Source organism: Crossiella cryophila (genome assembly GCF_014204915.1).
Classification (GTDB): Bacteria; Actinomycetota; Actinomycetes; order Mycobacteriales; family Pseudonocardiaceae; genus Crossiella; species Crossiella cryophila.
Map to the genome: position 1 here is coordinate 9,091,932 of NZ_JACHMH010000001.1, position 15,943 is coordinate 9,107,874.

General features: G+C 71.1%; 15 protein-coding genes. 13 read left to right on the forward strand and 2 right to left on the reverse strand.

Annotation, left to right across the window (positions count from 1 at the left end; translation table 11 throughout):
• The first annotated feature begins 3 nt into the window (after window positions 1-3).
• The 11 genes from HNR67_RS38940 to HNR67_RS38985 all read left to right on the forward strand — a co-directional run bounded on the left by HNR67_RS38940 (window position 4) and on the right by HNR67_RS38985 (window position 13,396).
• Entirely contained in the window at window positions 4-1,371 is a 1,368-nt protein-coding gene (locus HNR67_RS38940) for a nucleobase:cation symporter-2 family protein (RefSeq protein ID WP_185008337.1), read from the forward strand.
• Entirely contained in the window at window positions 1,349-2,221 is an 873-nt protein-coding gene (locus HNR67_RS38945) for an FAD binding domain-containing protein (RefSeq protein WP_185008339.1), read from the forward strand. Before HNR67_RS38940 ends, HNR67_RS38945 begins: the two co-directional genes overlap by 23 nt.
• Window positions 2,212-2,685 carry a (2Fe-2S)-binding protein gene (locus tag HNR67_RS38950; protein ID WP_185008341.1) on the forward strand — a complete coding sequence of 158 codons (474 nt, stop codon included), beginning with the start codon at window positions 2,212-2,214 and terminating at the stop codon, window positions 2,683-2,685. Before HNR67_RS38945 ends, HNR67_RS38950 begins: the two co-directional genes overlap by 10 nt.
• Complete coding sequence (locus HNR67_RS38955; RefSeq protein ID WP_185008343.1) at window positions 2,682-4,049, forward strand: 8-oxoguanine deaminase; 1,368 nt, start codon at window positions 2,682-2,684, stop codon at window positions 4,047-4,049. Before HNR67_RS38950 ends, HNR67_RS38955 begins: the two co-directional genes overlap by 4 nt.
• On the forward strand, window positions 4,046-6,277 hold the full coding sequence (locus HNR67_RS38960; protein WP_185008345.1) for a molybdopterin cofactor-binding domain-containing protein: 2,232 nt from the start codon (window positions 4,046-4,048) through the stop codon (window positions 6,275-6,277). Before HNR67_RS38955 ends, HNR67_RS38960 begins: the two co-directional genes overlap by 4 nt.
• A gap of 7 nt (window positions 6,278-6,284) precedes the next feature.
• The gene (gene allB / locus HNR67_RS38965) at window positions 6,285-7,610 is read left to right on the forward strand and encodes an allantoinase AllB (protein WP_185008347.1); all 1,326 of its coding nucleotides are present in this window, start codon (window positions 6,285-6,287) and stop codon (window positions 7,608-7,610) included.
• Between the two features lie 3 nt (window positions 7,611-7,613).
• Window positions 7,614-8,744 (forward strand): allantoicase, encoded by a 1,131-nt coding sequence (alc, locus tag HNR67_RS38970; protein WP_185008348.1) that lies wholly within the window; start codon window positions 7,614-7,616, stop codon window positions 8,742-8,744.
• Window positions 8,745-8,829: 85 nt separating this feature from the next.
• Window positions 8,830-9,258: a DUF3592 domain-containing protein gene (locus HNR67_RS45380; protein ID WP_246492695.1), complete on the forward strand. Its 429-nt coding sequence runs from the start codon at window positions 8,830-8,832 to the stop codon at window positions 9,256-9,258.
• On the forward strand, window positions 9,255-9,818 hold the full coding sequence (locus HNR67_RS45385) for a nucleotidyltransferase family protein (protein WP_312989100.1): 564 nt from the start codon (window positions 9,255-9,257) through the stop codon (window positions 9,816-9,818). The genes HNR67_RS45380 and HNR67_RS45385 overlap by 4 nt, the downstream gene beginning before the upstream one ends.
• 308 nt (window positions 9,819-10,126) lie before the next feature.
• Complete coding sequence (locus HNR67_RS38980; protein WP_312989102.1) at window positions 10,127-12,124, forward strand: PEP/pyruvate-binding domain-containing protein; 1,998 nt, start codon at window positions 10,127-10,129, stop codon at window positions 12,122-12,124.
• A 12-nt stretch (window positions 12,125-12,136) separates the two neighbouring features.
• Complete coding sequence (locus tag HNR67_RS38985; protein ID WP_185008353.1) at window positions 12,137-13,396, forward strand: MFS transporter; 1,260 nt, start codon at window positions 12,137-12,139, stop codon at window positions 13,394-13,396.
• 70 nt (window positions 13,397-13,466) lie between these two features.
• Here HNR67_RS38985 and HNR67_RS38990 read toward each other — a convergent pair whose 3' ends face one another.
• Complete coding sequence (locus tag HNR67_RS38990) at window positions 13,467-14,135, reverse strand: HNH endonuclease family protein (RefSeq protein WP_185008355.1); 669 nt, start codon at window positions 14,133-14,135, stop codon at window positions 13,467-13,469.
• 239 nt (window positions 14,136-14,374) lie between these two features.
• On the opposite strand from HNR67_RS38990, the gene HNR67_RS38995 reads away from it, so the two are divergent.
• Window positions 14,375-14,677 (forward strand): hypothetical protein, encoded by a 303-nt coding sequence (locus HNR67_RS38995; protein ID WP_185008357.1) that lies wholly within the window; start codon window positions 14,375-14,377, stop codon window positions 14,675-14,677.
• On the opposite strand, the gene HNR67_RS39000 is transcribed toward HNR67_RS38995, so the two are convergent.
• Window positions 14,674-15,294, reverse strand: coding sequence for an alpha/beta hydrolase (locus HNR67_RS39000; RefSeq protein WP_185008359.1), 621 nt, complete (start codon window positions 15,292-15,294; stop codon window positions 14,674-14,676). The two genes, HNR67_RS38995 and HNR67_RS39000, sit on opposite strands and share 4 nt — an antisense overlap.
• Before the next feature lie 151 nt (window positions 15,295-15,445).
• On the opposite strand from HNR67_RS39000, the gene HNR67_RS39005 reads away from it, so the two are divergent.
• The gene (locus HNR67_RS39005; protein WP_185008361.1) at window positions 15,446-15,931 is read left to right on the forward strand and encodes a GNAT family N-acetyltransferase; all 486 of its coding nucleotides are present in this window, start codon (window positions 15,446-15,448) and stop codon (window positions 15,929-15,931) included.
• Window positions 15,932-15,943: the final 12 nt, after the last annotated feature.

The window sequence follows — 15,943 nt, forward strand, 5'->3', positions numbered from 1 at the left end:
GCCATGCCATTCCGCACCAGAAGCACCGCGGGGAGCCCGGCGCACCCCGTCGATGAGGTCCTGCCCGCCGGGCGACTGCTCGCCTTCGGGCTGCAACACGTGCTGGCGATGTACGCGGGCGCGGTCGCCGTCCCGCTGATCGTGGGCGGGGCGATGAAGCTGCCCGCCGCCGACATCGCCTACCTGATCAACGCCGACCTGCTGGTCTGCGGCATCGCCACCCTGATCCAGTGCGTCGGGGTGTGGCGGTTCGGGGTGCGGCTGCCGCTGATGCAGGGCTGCACCTTCGCCGCGGTCAGCCCGATGGTGCTGATCGGCACCCAGGGCGGCGGCCTGCCCGCGATCTACGGCGCGGTGATCGTGGCCGGGCTGGCCATGACCCTGGCCGCGCCCTGGTTCAGCCGGTTGCTGCGGTTCTTCCCGCCGGTGGTCACCGGCACGGTGATCCTGGTGATCGGGCTGTCCCTGCTGCCGGTCGCGGTCAACTGGGCCGCCGGTGGCGTTGGCTCGCCGGAGTTCGCCGCACCGCGCAACCTGGGACTCGCACTGGGTGTGCTGCTGGTGATCCTGGCCGCGCAACGGTTCCTGCCAGGGCTGTGGTCCCGGATCGCCGTGCTGCTGGGCATCGTGGCCGGCACCCTGGTGGCGATCCCGTTGGGCTACACCGACTTCTCCGGCGTCACCCAGGCGCCGCTGCTGGGCATCAGCACCCCGTTCCACTTCGGACTGCCCACCTTCGAGCTGTCCGCGATCACCGCGATGCTGATCGTGATGGCGGTGACCATGATCGAGACCAGCGGCAGTATCGTGGCCATCGGCGAGCTGGTGGACAAGCCGGTGGACCGGCGCACGCTGGCCGACGGGCTGCGCGCGGACGGAGCGTCCACTGTGCTCGGTGGCGTGCTGAACACCTTCCCCTACACCGCATTCGGCCAGAACATCGGCCTGGTCGCGCTGACCGGGGTGCGCAGCCGGTGGGTGGTGGCCACCGCGGGCGGCATCCTGGTGCTGCTCGGCCTGGTGCCCGCACTCGGCGCGGTGGTGGCCGCGATCCCGCTGCCGGTACTGGGTGGCGCGGGCGTGGCCATGTTCGGCACGGTGGCCGCCGGCGGGGTGCGCACGCTGTCCAGGGTCTCCTTCAGCGGCAACAACAATCTCACCGTGGTCGCGGTGTCCCTTGGCATCGGGCTCATCCCCGTTGGCGTGCCGGGGATCTACGAGGCGTTCCCGGTCTGGTTCAAGACCGTCATGCAGTCCGGCATCAGCGCCGGTTGCCTGGCGGCGGTCCTGCTCAACCTGTTGTTCAACCACGGCGTCCGGCGCGAACCGGCGCGGGAGGAGGCGGTGGATGGAGTTCCTCCGACCGGCTAGCTGGCCGGAAGCCTTGGCGCTCAAGGCAGAGCACCCGGCAGCGGCGCCGATCGCCGGCGGCACCGACCTGATGGTCGAGCTGAACTTCGATCGCCGCCGCCCGCCGGTGCTGCTCGACCTGGGCCGGATCACCGAGCTGACCGAATGGTCCGAAACCGACGGTGCGGTCTGGCTGGGCGCTGCCGTGCCCTACCAGCGGATCATCACCGAACTCGGCGAGCGGCTGCCAGGACTGGCGATGGCCTCGCGCACGGTGGGCTCACCGCAGATCCGCAACCGGGGCACGGTCGGCGGCAACCTCGGCTCGGCCTCGCCGGCCGGAGACGCGCACCCGCCGCTGCTGGCCGCCGACGCGGTGGTCGAGGTGGCCTCGGTGCGCGGCGCCAGGACCATCCCGATCACCGAGTTCTTCCTCGGCGTCAAGCGCAGCGCACTGGCCCCCGACGAGCTGATCCGCGCGGTCCGGCTGCCGGTGGCCGGTGGGCCGCAACAGTTCTCCAAGGTCGGCACGCGCAACGCGATGGTGATCGCGGTCTGCTCCTTCGCCCTGTCCCTGCACCCGGCGCGGGGCACGGTGGGCACCGGCATCGGCTCGGCCGCGCCCACCCCGCGCCGCGCGCCGGCGGCCGAGGAGCTGCTGGCCGGTGAACTCTCCTGGGAGTCGCCACAACCGTTGCCGGAGAGCCTGCTCATCCGCTTCGGCGAACTGGTCGCGGCCGCGGCCGCCCCCATCGACGACGTCCGCGGCAGCGCGGCCTACCGGCGGCACGCGCTGGCCGTGCTCGCCCGCCGCACGCTGGCCTGGACCTGGCAGGACTATCGCTCCGGAAGGTGGTCACGATGCGCGTGAACCTCACCGTCAACGGGGAGCCGCGGCAGGCCGACGACGTGTGGCCGGGCGAGAGCCTGCTCTACGTGCTGCGCGAGCGCCTCGGCCTGCCCGGCTCCAAGAACGCCTGCGAACAAGGCGAATGCGGCTCCTGCACGGTGTACCTGGACGACACCCCGGTGTGCGCCTGCCTGGTCGCGGCCGGGCAGGCCGAGGGCCGCGCGGTGCGCACCGTGGAGGGCCTGGCCACCGGCGACGACCTGGATCCGGTGCAGCAGGCGTTCGTGGAGGCGGGCGCGGTGCAGTGCGGGTTCTGCACGCCAGGACTGATCGTGGCAACGCACGACCTGGTGCGGCGCAACGCGAAACCCACCGATCCGGAGATCCGCGAGGCACTGGCCGGGAACCTGTGCCGCTGCACCGGTTACGAGAAGATCCTGGACGCGGTGCGGTTGGCCGCGACCCGGCGGGAGGAAGCCCGATGAGCCGTATCGTGATCGAGAACGCCGCTGTGTCCACTGTGGACAGTATCGGCACCGAGTACGCCAACGGGCACGTGGTGGTGGAGCACGGGATCATCACCGCGGTCGGCCCCGGGCCGGCACCGGTGTCCGCACAACCAACCGAGCACATCGACGCGCACGGCTGCCTGGTCACCCCCGGCCTGGTCAACACCCACCACCACCTCTACCAGTGGGCCACCAGGGGCATCGCCCAGGAGGAGAACCTGTTCGGCTGGCTGGTCGAGCTGTACCCGATCTGGGCCCGGCTGGACGCCTCGGTCACCCATGCCGCGGCCAGCGCCGGACTGGCCTGGCTGGCCCGCACCGGCTGCACCACCGCCGCCGACCACCACTACGTCTACCCGCGCACCGGCGGCGACCAGCTGGACGCGGTGATCTCCGCGGCCCGCCGGATCGGGGTGCGGCTGCACGCGGTACGCGGCTCCATGGACCGCGGCGAGTCCGCGGGCGGGCTGCCGCCGGACCACATCGTGGAGGACACCGACGCCGCGCTGGAGGCCACCGAGGCGGCCATCGACACCCACCACGACACCTCCTTCGACGCCCAGATCCGGATCGCGGTCGGCCCCTGCTCGCCGTTCTCGGTGAGTGAGCGGCTGATGCGCGAGGCCGCGGAACTGGCCAGGGCCAAGGGCGTCCGGCTGCACACCCACCTCGCCGAGACCGTCGAGGAAGAGCAGAAGTGCCTGGCGGAGCTGGGCTGCACGCCCCTGGAGTACGCCGATTCGCTCGGCTGGCTGGGCGAGGACGTGTGGTTCGCGCACGGCATCCACTTCTCCGACAAGGCCATCGCCCGGCTCGCCGCCACCGGCACCGGGGTCGCGCACTGCCCCAGCTCCAACGCCAGGGTCGGCGCGGGCACCTGCCGGGTCACCGACCTGATGGGCGTCGGCGTGCCGGTCGGCCTGGGCGCGGACGGCGCGGCCTCCAACGAGGGCGGCGGCCTGGGCGACGAACTGCGTCAGGCGCTCTACCTGGCCCGGCTGCGCGGCGGCCCGGACGCGCTGACCGCCCGCCAGTCGCTGTACCTGGGCACCATGGGCGGGGCGCGCTGTCTGGGGCGGGAGAACGAGATCGGCTCGATCGAGGTGGGCAAGCTGGCCGACCTGGCGGTGTGGCGGATCGACGGGCTCGGCCACGCCGGCATCGCCGATCCCGTTGCCGCACTGGTGTTCGCCTCCGTCCCGCCGCTGGCCCGGCTGCTCGTCGGCGGCCGCAGTGTGGTGGTCGACGGCGAACTGCGCACCGCGGGCGAGGACGAGCTGGCCGGGGATCTGCGCTCGGCCAGCCGCCGGTTGCAGGCCAGGCTGGAGGTGACCCAGTGACCACCAGCGAGGTCCGCTCCACCGTCACCGGCGGCATCGGTCAGAGCCCGCTGCGGCCCGACGGCAACCTGAAGGTCAAGGGCGAGTTCGCCTACTCCTCGGACCTGTGGGCCGCGGACATGCTCTGGGGCGCCACCCTGCGCAGTCCGCACGCGCACGCCCGGATCACCAGCCTGGACATCGCCGCCGCCCTCGCCGTGCCCGGCGTGCACGCGGTGCTCACCCACACCGATGTGCCCGGCCGCAACGCTTTCGGGCTGGAACACGTGGACCAGCCGGTGCTCGCGGTGGACCGGATCCGGTACCAGGGCGAGGCGATCGCCATCGTGGCCGCCGACCACCCGGAGACCGCCCGCCGTGCCATGGAACGGATCGCGGTCGGCTACGAGGTACTGGAACCGGTCACCGACAGCGAGCTGGCCGCGCACGAACCCCAGCACAACCCGTTGCACGCCAACGGGAACCTGGTCCGGCACGTGCCCATCCGGCGCGGTGACCCTGACGCCACCGCCGAGGTCGTGGTCTCCGGCGTGTACCACGTCGGCATGCAGGACCAGGCCTTCCTCGGCCCCGAATCCGGTCTCGCGGTGCCTGCCGAGGACGGCGGGGTCGAGCTGTACGTGGCCACCCAGTGGCTGCACGTGGACCAGGGCCAGGTCGCGCAAGCCCTTGGCCTGCCGACGGATCAGGTGCGGATCACCCTGGCCGGGGTGGGCGGCGCGTTCGGCGCCCGCGAGGACCTGTCCATGCAGGTGCACGCCTGCCTGCTCGCCCTGCACACCGGCCGCCCGGTGAAGATGGTGTACAGCCGCGAGGAGAGCTTCTTCGGGCACGTGCACCGGCACCCGGCCCGGATGCACTACGAGCACGGCGCGACCAGAGACGGGAAACTGGTCTACGTCAAGGCCAGGCTCTACCTGGACGGCGGCGCCTACGCCTCCACCACCGCCGCCGTGGTGGCCAACGCCACCACCCTGGGCGTCGGCCCGTACGAGGTGCCCAACGTGGTGCTGGACGGCTACGGCGTCTACACCAACAACCCGCCCTGCGGCGCGATGCGCGGTTTCGGCGCGGTGCAGGCGTGTTTCGGCTACGAGTCTCAGATGGACAAACTCGCCGCGGCGCTGGAGATGGACCCGGTGGAGTTGCGCATCCGCAACGCCGTCGCCGAGGGCAGCGTGATGCCCACCGGCCAGGTCATCGACTCCGCCGCCCCGGTGGCCGAACTGCTCCGGCTGGTCAAGGCCAAGCCACTGCCCACAGTGGACAGTGCGCGGGACATCCTGGAACTGCCCGGCGGCGCGGCCAACACCACCCACGGCGAAGGCGTGCGACGCGGGATCGGCTACGGCGTCGGGGTGAAGAACGTCTGCTTCTCCGAGGGTTTCGACGACTACTCCACCGCCAGGGTCCGGCTCTCGGTGATCGGCGGCGAACCGGTGGCGCTGGTGCACACCGCGGCGGCCGAGGTCGGCCAGGGCCTGGTCACCCTGCTCGGCCAGATCGCCCGCACCGAACTCGGCGTGCAGCAGGTCGCCATCGCCCCCGCGGACACCTCCATCGGCAGCGCCGGCTCCACCTCGGCCTCCCGGCAGAGCTACGTCACCGGCGGCGCGACCAAGGCCGCCTGCGAGGCCGTCCGCGCCAAACTCCTCGCCCTGAGCGGAGATCGCTGGCCGCTGAGCCCCGAGGAACTGGTCACGGTGCTCGGGGACGCGGTGATCGAGGAGACCGTGGAGTGGCGGCACCGGCCCACCGAGACCCTGGACCCGTTGAGCGGACAGGGGAACGCGCACGTGCAGTACGCCTTCGCCGCGCACCGGGCGGTGGTCGACGTGGACCTGGAACTGGGCCTGGTCAAGGTGGTCGAGCTGGCCTGCGCCCAGGACGTGGGCAAGGCGCTGAACCCGCAGGCGGTGCTCGGCCAGATCCAGGGCGGCAGCGCGCAGGGCCTCGGCCTGGCCGTGATGGAGGAGATCCAGATCAGGGACGGCCTGATCCGCAACCCCTCCTTCACCGACTACCTCATCCCCACCATCCTGGACATGCCGCCGATGGTGATCGACGTGCTCGAACTCGCCGACCCGAACGCGCCCTACGGCCTGCGCGGCGTCGGCGAACCGCCGACCATCTCGGTCACCCCGGCCATCGCCGCCGCCATCCGCGCCGCCAGCGGCCTGGACCTGGACCGCGTCCCCGTTCGCCCCGAGCACCTCACCGGCACGTAGGAGACCCATGTACGACCTCGTACTGCGCTCCCGGCGAACCTGCCTGCCCACCGGCGAACAACCGGCCGCCGTGGCCGTCCACAACGGACGGATCGCGGCGGTCGCCGCGCACGGCGCCGACCTGCCCGCGCACACCGACACCGACCTGGGCGAGGTGGCCCTGCTGCCCGGCCTGGTCGACACGCACGTGCACGTCAACGAGCCCGGCCGCACCGAATGGGAGGGCTTCGCCACCGCGACCGCGGCGGCCGCGGCAGGCGGCGTCACCACCATCATCGACATGCCGCTCAACTCGCTGCCACCCACCGTCGACGTCGCGGCCCTCAACGTCAAACGCCAGGCGGCCCAAGGCAGCTGCTTCGTCGACGTCGGCTTCTGGGGCGGCGCGATCCCCGGCAAACTGCACGAACTGCCCGCCCTGCACGCCGAGGGCGTGTTCGGCTTCAAGTGCTTCACCGTCGACTCCGGCGTGCCCGAGTTCCCACCGCTGTCCTGGCCGGAGATCGACCAGGCCCTGCGTCAACTGTCCACACTGGACGCGTTGCTCATCGTGCACGCCGAGGACAGCGAGGAACTCGCCGCCGCACCCACCGCCACGGGCAGGCGGTACGCGGACTTCCTGGCCTCCCGGCCAAGCAGTGTGGAGAACACCGCCGTCGCCCACCTGGCCGCCCTGGCCGCCGGGGCGAACGCCAGAGCCCATGTGCTGCACCTGTCCTCGGCCGAGGCACTGTCCATTGTGGCTGAAGCCAAGGCGGCGGGTGTCCGGCTGACCGCCGAGACCTGCCCGCACTACCTCACCCTCACCGCCGAGACCGTGCCCGAGGGCGCCACCGAGTTCAAGTGCTGCCCGCCGATCCGCGAGGCCGCCAACCAGGACCTGCTCTGGCAGGGACTCGCCGACGGCACCCTGGACTGCGTGGTGTCCGACCACTCGCCCAGCACCCCGGCGGAGAAGTTCAAGGGAGACGGCGACTTCGGCATCGCCTGGGGCGGGGTGTCCTCCCTCCAGCTCGGCCTGCCGGTGCTGTGGACCGCCGCCCGAGCCCGCGGCGTGCCGCTGTCCCAGGTGGTCGACTGGATGTCCGCCCGCCCCGCCGCACTGGCCGGACTGACCCGCAAGGGCCGGATCGCGGTGGGCTGTGACGCCGATCTCCTCGCCTTCGCCGCCGACGAACGGTTCACTGTGAGTCCGGGCGAACTACGCCACCGGCACCCGATCACCCCGTACGCGGGGCGGGAGCTGACCGGTGTGGTCCGCCGGACCTGGTTGCGCGGCAACACCATCGGCGCGCGGCCACACGGAGCACTGCTGCGGCGCGACGGAGGCTGAACCATGGACACCGCTCTGCCCGATCTGGCCGCCCGCAACCTGGGCGGCTCGGTGCTGGCCGCCAACGACGAGTTCTTCGCCGAGAAGGAGAACCTGATCAAGCCGGGGCCGCCGGTGTTCCGCCCGCACACCTTCACCCCCAAGGGCCAGGAGTACGACGGCTGGGAGACCCGCCGCCGCCGCGGTGTGCCCGGCGAGGACTGGGTGATCGTCCGGCTCGGCGTGCCCGGCATCCCGCGCGCCATCGTGGTGGACACCAGCTTCTTCAAGGGCAACTACCCGGAACAGGCCACCGTGCACGGCGCGGCCCTGACCGGCTACCCCACCGAGGCCGAACTCGACGCCGCCGACTGGGTCGAACTCGTGCCGCGCAGCCCGCTGCAGGGCCACACCCAGAACGAGTTCGCCGTGCGGACCTCCTTACGGATCACGCACATCCGGCTGACCATCCACCCCGACGGCGGCGTGGCCCGGCTGCGCGTGCACGGCGAACCCCTGCCCGACCCGCGTGACCTGGTCGGCGTGCCGCTGGACCTGGCCGCCACCGCCAGCGGCGGCCGCGCCGTGCAGGCCAGCGACGGCTTCTTCTCCCCGCCGGACAACATGCTCCAGCCCGGCGAGTCCAAGTACATGAGCGACGGCTGGGAAACCGCCCGTCGCCGCGGCGACGGCAACGACTGGGCGGTGCTCCGGCTCACCGCCGAGGCCATCCCGCGGGTGATCGAGGTCAGCACCCTGCACTACAAGGGCAACTCCCCCGGCGCCGTCACCCTCTCCGGCCGCACCGCGGACGGCGACTGGGCGCCGCTGCTGCCCAGGACGGCGCTGCTGCCCGACACCGGCCACCGCTTCCGGGTGCCCGAACCCCGCCCGGTCACCGAGATCCGGCTGGACATCCACCCCGACGGCGGCGTCGGCAGGCTGCGCGTCTACGGCCCGCTCACCACCGCAGGCAGGCACGACCTGGCACTGCGCTGGTTCAACGCGCTCTCCGGCGCGCAGGCCAAGGCCGTGCTCCAGGCACACGGGCTGAGTGAGAACGACTCCATCGCGCTGCTGCACGTCCGCCCGGCCACCCAACTGCCCGCTGTGCTGCGCGAACTGGGCCGGGACACCTTCCCGTCCCCGGAGTGACAAATATTCCGCCTCGGCATGCAACCCGTCACGGAGTCATCACACGCCGTTGACCAGCGGCGCGACCGCGACGATGCTGCCACGCATGACACCGGGCGAACTGCACTGGGAGTGGCTGCCTGGCGCCCTGATCCTGCTGGTCAGCATCGTGCTGGCGGTACTGCTGCTGCGCACCCTGCACTGGCGGACCCAGGGCGTGAACACCGCGGCCACCGTGTTGAGCAGCCGCACCCAGCTCTATGAGGACCGCAATCCAGGGGTTGGCCCCGAATGGGTGACGCGGGTCGAGCACTACGCCACCGTCGCCTACCAGGACAGCCGCGGCGAGCAGCACGTCACCGAGATCCGCGGCGACCACAGCGTTGGCGAGTCGGTCCAGGTGCTCTACCTGCCGGAGAGCCCCGAACGCGCCGTCTCGGCCCGCTCGGTCTCGGTGGGCGCCCTGCTGGTCGGCGCCACCGTGCTGCTGGCCTGGCTGGCCTTCATGCTCTACCTGGCCGAACGCACCACGTGAGCCGAGTAGCGGGACTCGTGCTCGCCGCCGGAGCGGGCCGCCGCTACGGCGGTCCCAAGGCCCTGGCCCGCCACGACGGCGTGCTCTTCCTCGACCTGGCCACCACCGTGCTGCTCGACGGCGGCTGCGACCCCGTCTACGCCGTGCTCGGCGCGGCCGCCGACGAGGTCCTGGCCACCGCCAACCTCCTCGACGTCACCCCCATCCACAACCCGGACTGGCCGACCGGCATGGGCTCCTCGCTGCGCGCCGGACTCGCCGCGCTGCCCGCCGACGTCGAGGCGGTCATCGTGCTGCCGGTGGACATGCCCGGCCTCACCGCCGAAGCCGTCCGCCGGGTCCGCGCGCACGCCGCGCCCACCGCGCTGGCCGCCGCCACCTTCCACGGCAGGCGCGGGCACCCGGTGCTGTTCGGCCGCGCGCACTGGGCCGGCGCGGCCGCCGCGGCGATCGGCGACACCGGCGCCCGCGAGTACCTCCGAACCCACCCACCGCTGCCGGTGCCGTGCGAGGACGTGGCCGAAGGATCCGATGTGGACACTCCGAACCCGTTGGGCTGAACGGGTGTTGCCTGCCACACTGTGGCCAACGGCACTCAGCCGACAGGGCGGACCGCGTTCTTGATCCACCTCCCAGCCCCTGGGAGCCGGAATCCGCCAGACCCCGTTGCCGCCTCGGAAAGCACTTGCCGACTCCCACATCCCGGGAATGGTGTGACGATTCCGGGGGTCCCCCGATCGACCTACCGCAGGGCCATTCGGCCGACCTGACCGGTTTGTCAGAACCTGCTAGCTTCTCCGGCTGTTCTCCCCGATTTCTCGCTGCCGTGACCCGGCACGCCCTGACGCCCCCGGAAAGACGAGGAACTGTGCCCGCGGCCCCGACCGAGACGGATCTGGTTCACGCCATCATCGGCGAGAAGCTGTCCCTAGCCGCTTTCGACCAGCTCTCCGGAATGCTCGCCGGGCAGCCGTTCGTCAAGCTGGTGGTCGACCGCGAGCAGGGCGTCATCCACTTCATCAACAACGCCCACCGCGAGTTCCACGTCCAGTACGTCGGCCTGGACATCCTGGGCATGGACTTCGACGAGCTGGCCGCCAACGTCAACTCGTTCAACGACAGCGTCTACCACGACCCGGACCGCCGCTTCTACCTCGGCATCCTGGCCCTGCACAAGCGAACCGCGCACGAGGGCGGGGCCGAGCGCCGGTTCATCTCCCTGGAGACGGTCGAGGTCGACACCATGTCCGCGGACATGATCCGCTTCTTCTACGGCTTCGTCCGGGAGTGGGTCGACCCCTCGGTGCCGCTGGTGTTCAAGCCGGCCACCCACCTCCAGGAACGCTTCCTGGACAGCATTCCCCCGGCCGAACTGCCCAGGGTCACCGCGCACGAGCTGTTCGCCTCCACCCGGTTCGTGCCGCTGAACCCCGGCACCGCCACCGGCCGCCTGCGCGCCTTCGCCACGGACAAGGACTACGCCGCCGCGGCGAACACCCTGGAGTGGTTCGACATCATCGTGATGGACCGGGTGCCCGACGACATCCCGCGGCTGGCCGGGATCATCAACGCGCAACACACCACCCCGTTGTCGCACACCAACGTGCTCGCCTCCGGCTGGAAGATCCCCAACGCCATCCAGCTCGGCGTGCTGGAGACCATCGCCGAGGGCAAGCTCGACGGGCAGTGGGTCGAGTACCGCGTGGAGTCCGGCGGCACCGAGATCTCGCTGACCCCGGCCGAAGCCCCCGCCGACCTGGTCGCGCCGCCCGCCTGGCGCGCGCAGCAGATCACCCTGGAGGAGCCGGAGACCGAGCGCACGCCGATCCTGGACATGCACAAGCTGCGCGCCAGCGACCGGCACCGCTACGGCACCAAGGCGGCCAACCTCGGCGAACTGCGGCACGTGCTGGACCACGGCTCGGACCGGCTGCTCGGCTTCTACCAGGTGCCGCGCCCGCCCCGGCCCAACCTGCTCAGCTACCTGGCCCGCAACCTGGACGTGCCGGAGAACGACGAGCTGGCAGGCGCCGCCTGGCAGTTCCTGCGGGACAACGTGCGCATCCCGCGCGGCATCGCCATCCCCTTCGCCGTGCAGCAACGGTTCCTGCAGTCCTCCCCGCGCATCCAGCAGACCATCGGCAAGCTCAAGATGGCCCTGGAACTGGACGTGCCCGAGGCCGAACCGCTCAGCCTGGCGCTGCAGAAGCTGATCCGCACCGCCCGCATGCCGGAGGACATCCGGCAGGAGATCGACTCCGCGATCGTCGAACAGCTCGGCGGGGTGCGCACCTTCGTGGTCCGCAGCTCCTCCAACGCCGAGGACCTGGACGGTTTCTCCGCCGCGGGCATCTACGAGTCGGTCAACCACGTCAGCACCGCCGAGGCCATCTTCGACAGCATCAAGCTGGTCTGGGCCTCGCTGGTCTCCCCGCGCAGCGTGCGCCTGCGCCAGCAGGCCGGGATCTCCCTGGACGACTGCTACATGGGCGTGATCGTGCAGGAGCAGGTGGACGCCCCGGTCGGCGGCGTGCTGGTCACGACCAACCCCATGGCGCGCAACGACTTCCGCAACGTCTACGTCAACGTCTCGCCCGAGGTGACCGACGTCGTCTCCGGCACGGTCATGCCGATGCAGTACCTCTACAGCACGGTCGAGGGCGGCGGCCGCACACTGTCCCTTGGTGACGCCAAGGAAGACCTCTCCGCCGGCATCCAGGCCATGCTGCAGAAACTCGCGCTGGCCGGCCGGCTGCTCCAGTCGCACTTCTCGCCGGACTACACCTTCGCCGCGCCGGTGGACATCGAATGGGTCACCAGCGCCGAACGCGTGCACATCCTCCAGCTCCGCCCCTACTCGGTCTGAGCGCGAAAACCCATGCCAGTCCTGGTTTCGCGCGCGTCCAAGACGCCGGTGTCCCCCGCCGCCAAGCGGGTCATCCGGCTGTCCATCGGCTTCCAGTTCTTCTTCACGCTGCTGCTGTGGACGCCGATCTTCTATGAGTACCAACGACAGTTCGGCCTGTCCGCGGCGGAGATCCTGGGCATCCAGAGCATTTACTACGTGGCGTTCTGCCTGCTGGCCGTGCCCACCGGGATGATCTCCGACCGGCTCGGCTACCGGAACTCGATGCTGGCCGGCGCGGCCATCCTCTCCGCCGCCAACCTGCTGGTCGTCGCCGCGCCCGCGTACTGGGGTTTCCTGGCGCACTTCCTGCTGATCGCGGTGGCCCGCTCGCTGACCATCGTGGCCACCAGCGCCTACCTCTACACCTATTTGCAGCGCACCGGCGACGGCGCGGCGTACAAGCAGTCCGAGGGCAGCGCCCGCTTCTACAGCCTCATCGGCCGGATCGCCGCCTGGCCGATGGTCGGCCTGCTGATGGCCTGGAACACGCCCTCGCCGTACTGGATCACCGCGATCAGCTCCGCGATCGCCGTGCTCATCGCCCTGCGCCTGCCCGCACTGCCGCCCGCACCCTCCACAGTGGACACCGAAGACCCGGCGAAGCTGTCCCCGTTGGCCACCATGGGCCGCGCACTCACCGTGCTGCGCAACGCACCCGTGCTGCAACTGCTGATCGTGCAGGGCGTGGCGATCTTCACCCTGGTCCGCATCTGCCAGGTCAACCTGTTCCAGCCCATCCTGCTGGACAAGCAACTCCCGGTGATCTCACACGGCGCGGTGCTCGCCGCGATGACCGCCTTCGAGGCCCTCGGCTCCATGCGCCCCGGCTTCCTGCGCCGCTTCCTCAGCGACACCAAGGCCGTCTTCCTGATCACCATCGTGATGGCCCTGACCCTGGCGGGCACCGTGTTCGCCGGCATCCCCGGCACCATCGCCCTGCTCTGCGTCTTCGCCCTGGCCGGCGGGTTCTCCTTCCCGATCCAGCGCCAGCTCATCAACGACGCCATCCCGGAAACGCCCTACCGCGCCACCCTGCTGTCCATCGAGTCCATCATCGACCGCGCCGTCTGCGCCGTGGTCGCCCTGGTACTCGGCGGCTTCCTCAACCGGGGCGCGCTCGGCGAGTTCCTCCTGTACTCCGCGGCGGGATCATTGGCACTCATGGCCGCACTGGCCGTGCTGGTGCCGGTGGCCCGCCGCCGCCTGAACGCGGGAACGGGCAGCAGCTAGCTGACCGGGCTCGCGCCAGGGAGAGCCGCGTTCGTCGCGCAGGGGCGACGAACGCGGCTTTCCTGTATGTCTACTTAGGACATTTGCCCAGCATGTCGTTCAGCGCGCCGCGTTCCGCCTCGGTGATCCCCAGGGCGTAGACCGCCTTCACCCGGATCCAGTGCACCGCGTACGTGCACCACACCCCGGTCGCCGGGGGCTTCCACTGGGACGGGTCCTGGTCGCCCTTGGAACGGTTGGTCGCCGCGGTGACCGCGATCAGCTGCGGGTTGCGGGTGTCGTTGGCGAACTCCGAACGACGCTCGTCGGTCCAGTCCGCCGCGCCGGTGCGCCAGGCGTTGGCCAGCGGCACGGTGTGGTCGATGTCGAGTTCACCGGGGCCGGTGACCACCTTGTCGTCATAGACACTGCGCCAGCGGCCGGAGATGACCTTGCACGCCTTGTCCGTCTTGACGTCCTCGCCCTCGCGCCGCAGCACGAACTCCCGGGTGTCACAGGACTCGCCCTGAGCCGTCCAGTGCTTGAAGCGCTCCCGGGTGTAGCCCTTCATCGGCGCCCAGGCGATCACCTTCAGCGTGCCCAGTTCGGTGCGGGCCCGCGCCACGTCGGCTGGTGCCGCGCCGGGCTGGGTCTGCGCCGAGGAGGTCGCCGGTGGTGGCGCCCCGGTCGGAGATTTGGCCGTACAACCAGCCGTGAATGCCAGTCCCGCCGCCATCGCGACCAGGAACCAACGCCGCATTCCGCACCCCATCCGAACGTGACCTAGCGCACTTTCGAGAGTCAAGTACCAACATTCGGGGTCGACAACTAGACCAAAGGCACTAAAGTCAACCCGAAAAAGCAACAATGCGACAACGTTTGTTGACGCAACCACAGGGTGATTGAGGAAACGACGGTCCGGTGAACGCAGCGCCACCCCGCCCCGGCGGTCCCGATGAAGGTACCGCCCTGCTCGCGCCGAGCCCGGAACGTCAGCGCGTGCGTGTCGAACTCCAGTGGCAGCCGATGAAACGTGCCCGGCGGGTGCCGACCGTGCCGTTCACCCATCCGCCCCGCCCGGCCGTCCGGCCCGAGCGCGCCGTGCGCCCACCCGCACCCGCCCGCCACCGGTCCTGGAACCTGCGGCCGCAGGCCCTCGCGCTGATCATGGTGCTGGTAGCCGCGTTCGCGATGCTGGCGGCCAGCGCCGAGGCGTTCGACATGGCGATCGTGCTCGCGGTGGGCATCTGCATGCAGTTCCTGTGCCTGTGGACCTGCGCCAGGGACCGCCGCGCTCGCTAGGCGGGCAGCCGGGTCGCCACGTGCGCGGCCCGCAAGGTTCGCGCCAGTTCGATCCGCCAGGGCAGCGCCGCGAAGGAGTCCGGGCCGAGCCGGTGCAGGGTGCTGGGCACCCCGGCCTTGGTGAGCCGCCGGGCATACCGTTCCGCGGCCACCCTTCCGGCGTCCGCCTCGCCGACCGCGATCAGCGCGGGCGGCAGTCCGGCCAGGTCGGCGGCCGGGTCCGGGGTCAGCGTGGGCAGCTCCAGGATCTGCAGGCCGATCGCCGGGCCACCGCGTTCCTTGATCAGTAAAGGCAGGGCCGCGGCCAGGTCGGCGCCTTCGCGCGCGCCACCGACGGCGAGCCGGGTGGCGTCCAGTTCCAGCAGCGCGGCGTTGTCCAGCAACCACATCAGCGCCGAGTAGCAGTCCTCGAGGGCGACCGGGAAGGGCAGCCCCCTGCCGAGCCGGTGCTCGACGGAGACGATCGCGCAGCCCGCCTCGGTGGCGAGGTCGGACAGTTCGCCCTGGCTGTCGTATCCGCTGGGCAGGTGCAGGTAACAGGGCAGTGGCCCCAGCCAGACCGGCCGGTGTACCACCACCTCGATCGCCCCGCCCTCGACAGCGACCTGGTACCGCATTCGGCGCCCCCACCTCAAACAGAACTGTTCTGTTTGCTTCAACGACACCAGTGTGCCCGAAGTTCCGGCCAATCGACTGCCCTGGAGAGGACTCACCTGGGCGCAACAGCGGTGAACCGGACCGGCAACACGGCCGGACCACGCTGGGCACATGCAGATGCCCGGCGACTTGCGCCTCCGGCCGGCCACCTTCGCGGACCTGCCGGAGACCATGGCCATGCACTCCCGCTGTTCACCCGCGAGCCTGCGCTCCCGGTACCACGCCGACGGCCCGCACATCCCGCCGCGCTGGGTGGCCCGGCTGCTGTTGCCGCGCCGGGGCGCCGCGTTGCTGGCGGTACGGCCCGATCCGGGCGGGGACCAGGTGGTCGGCATGGGTCAGCTGATCTTCATGCCGACGCCCGGCACCGCGGAGATCGCGTTGCTGGTCGAGGACGCGTGGCAGCACCGGGGAGTGGGTTCGGCGTTGCTGCGCGGCCTGGTGAGCGCCGCGGGTGAACGCGGGCTGACCCTGCTCAGCGCGTGGTGCCTGCCCGAGCGCGCTGGCCTGCACCGGGCCGCGCGGCGAGCCGGTCTGGCCGTACTGGACGGCGCGGAGTCCGGCGTGCTGCACATCCCGGTGCCCGGCCGGTTCTGAACCCGGGCCGGG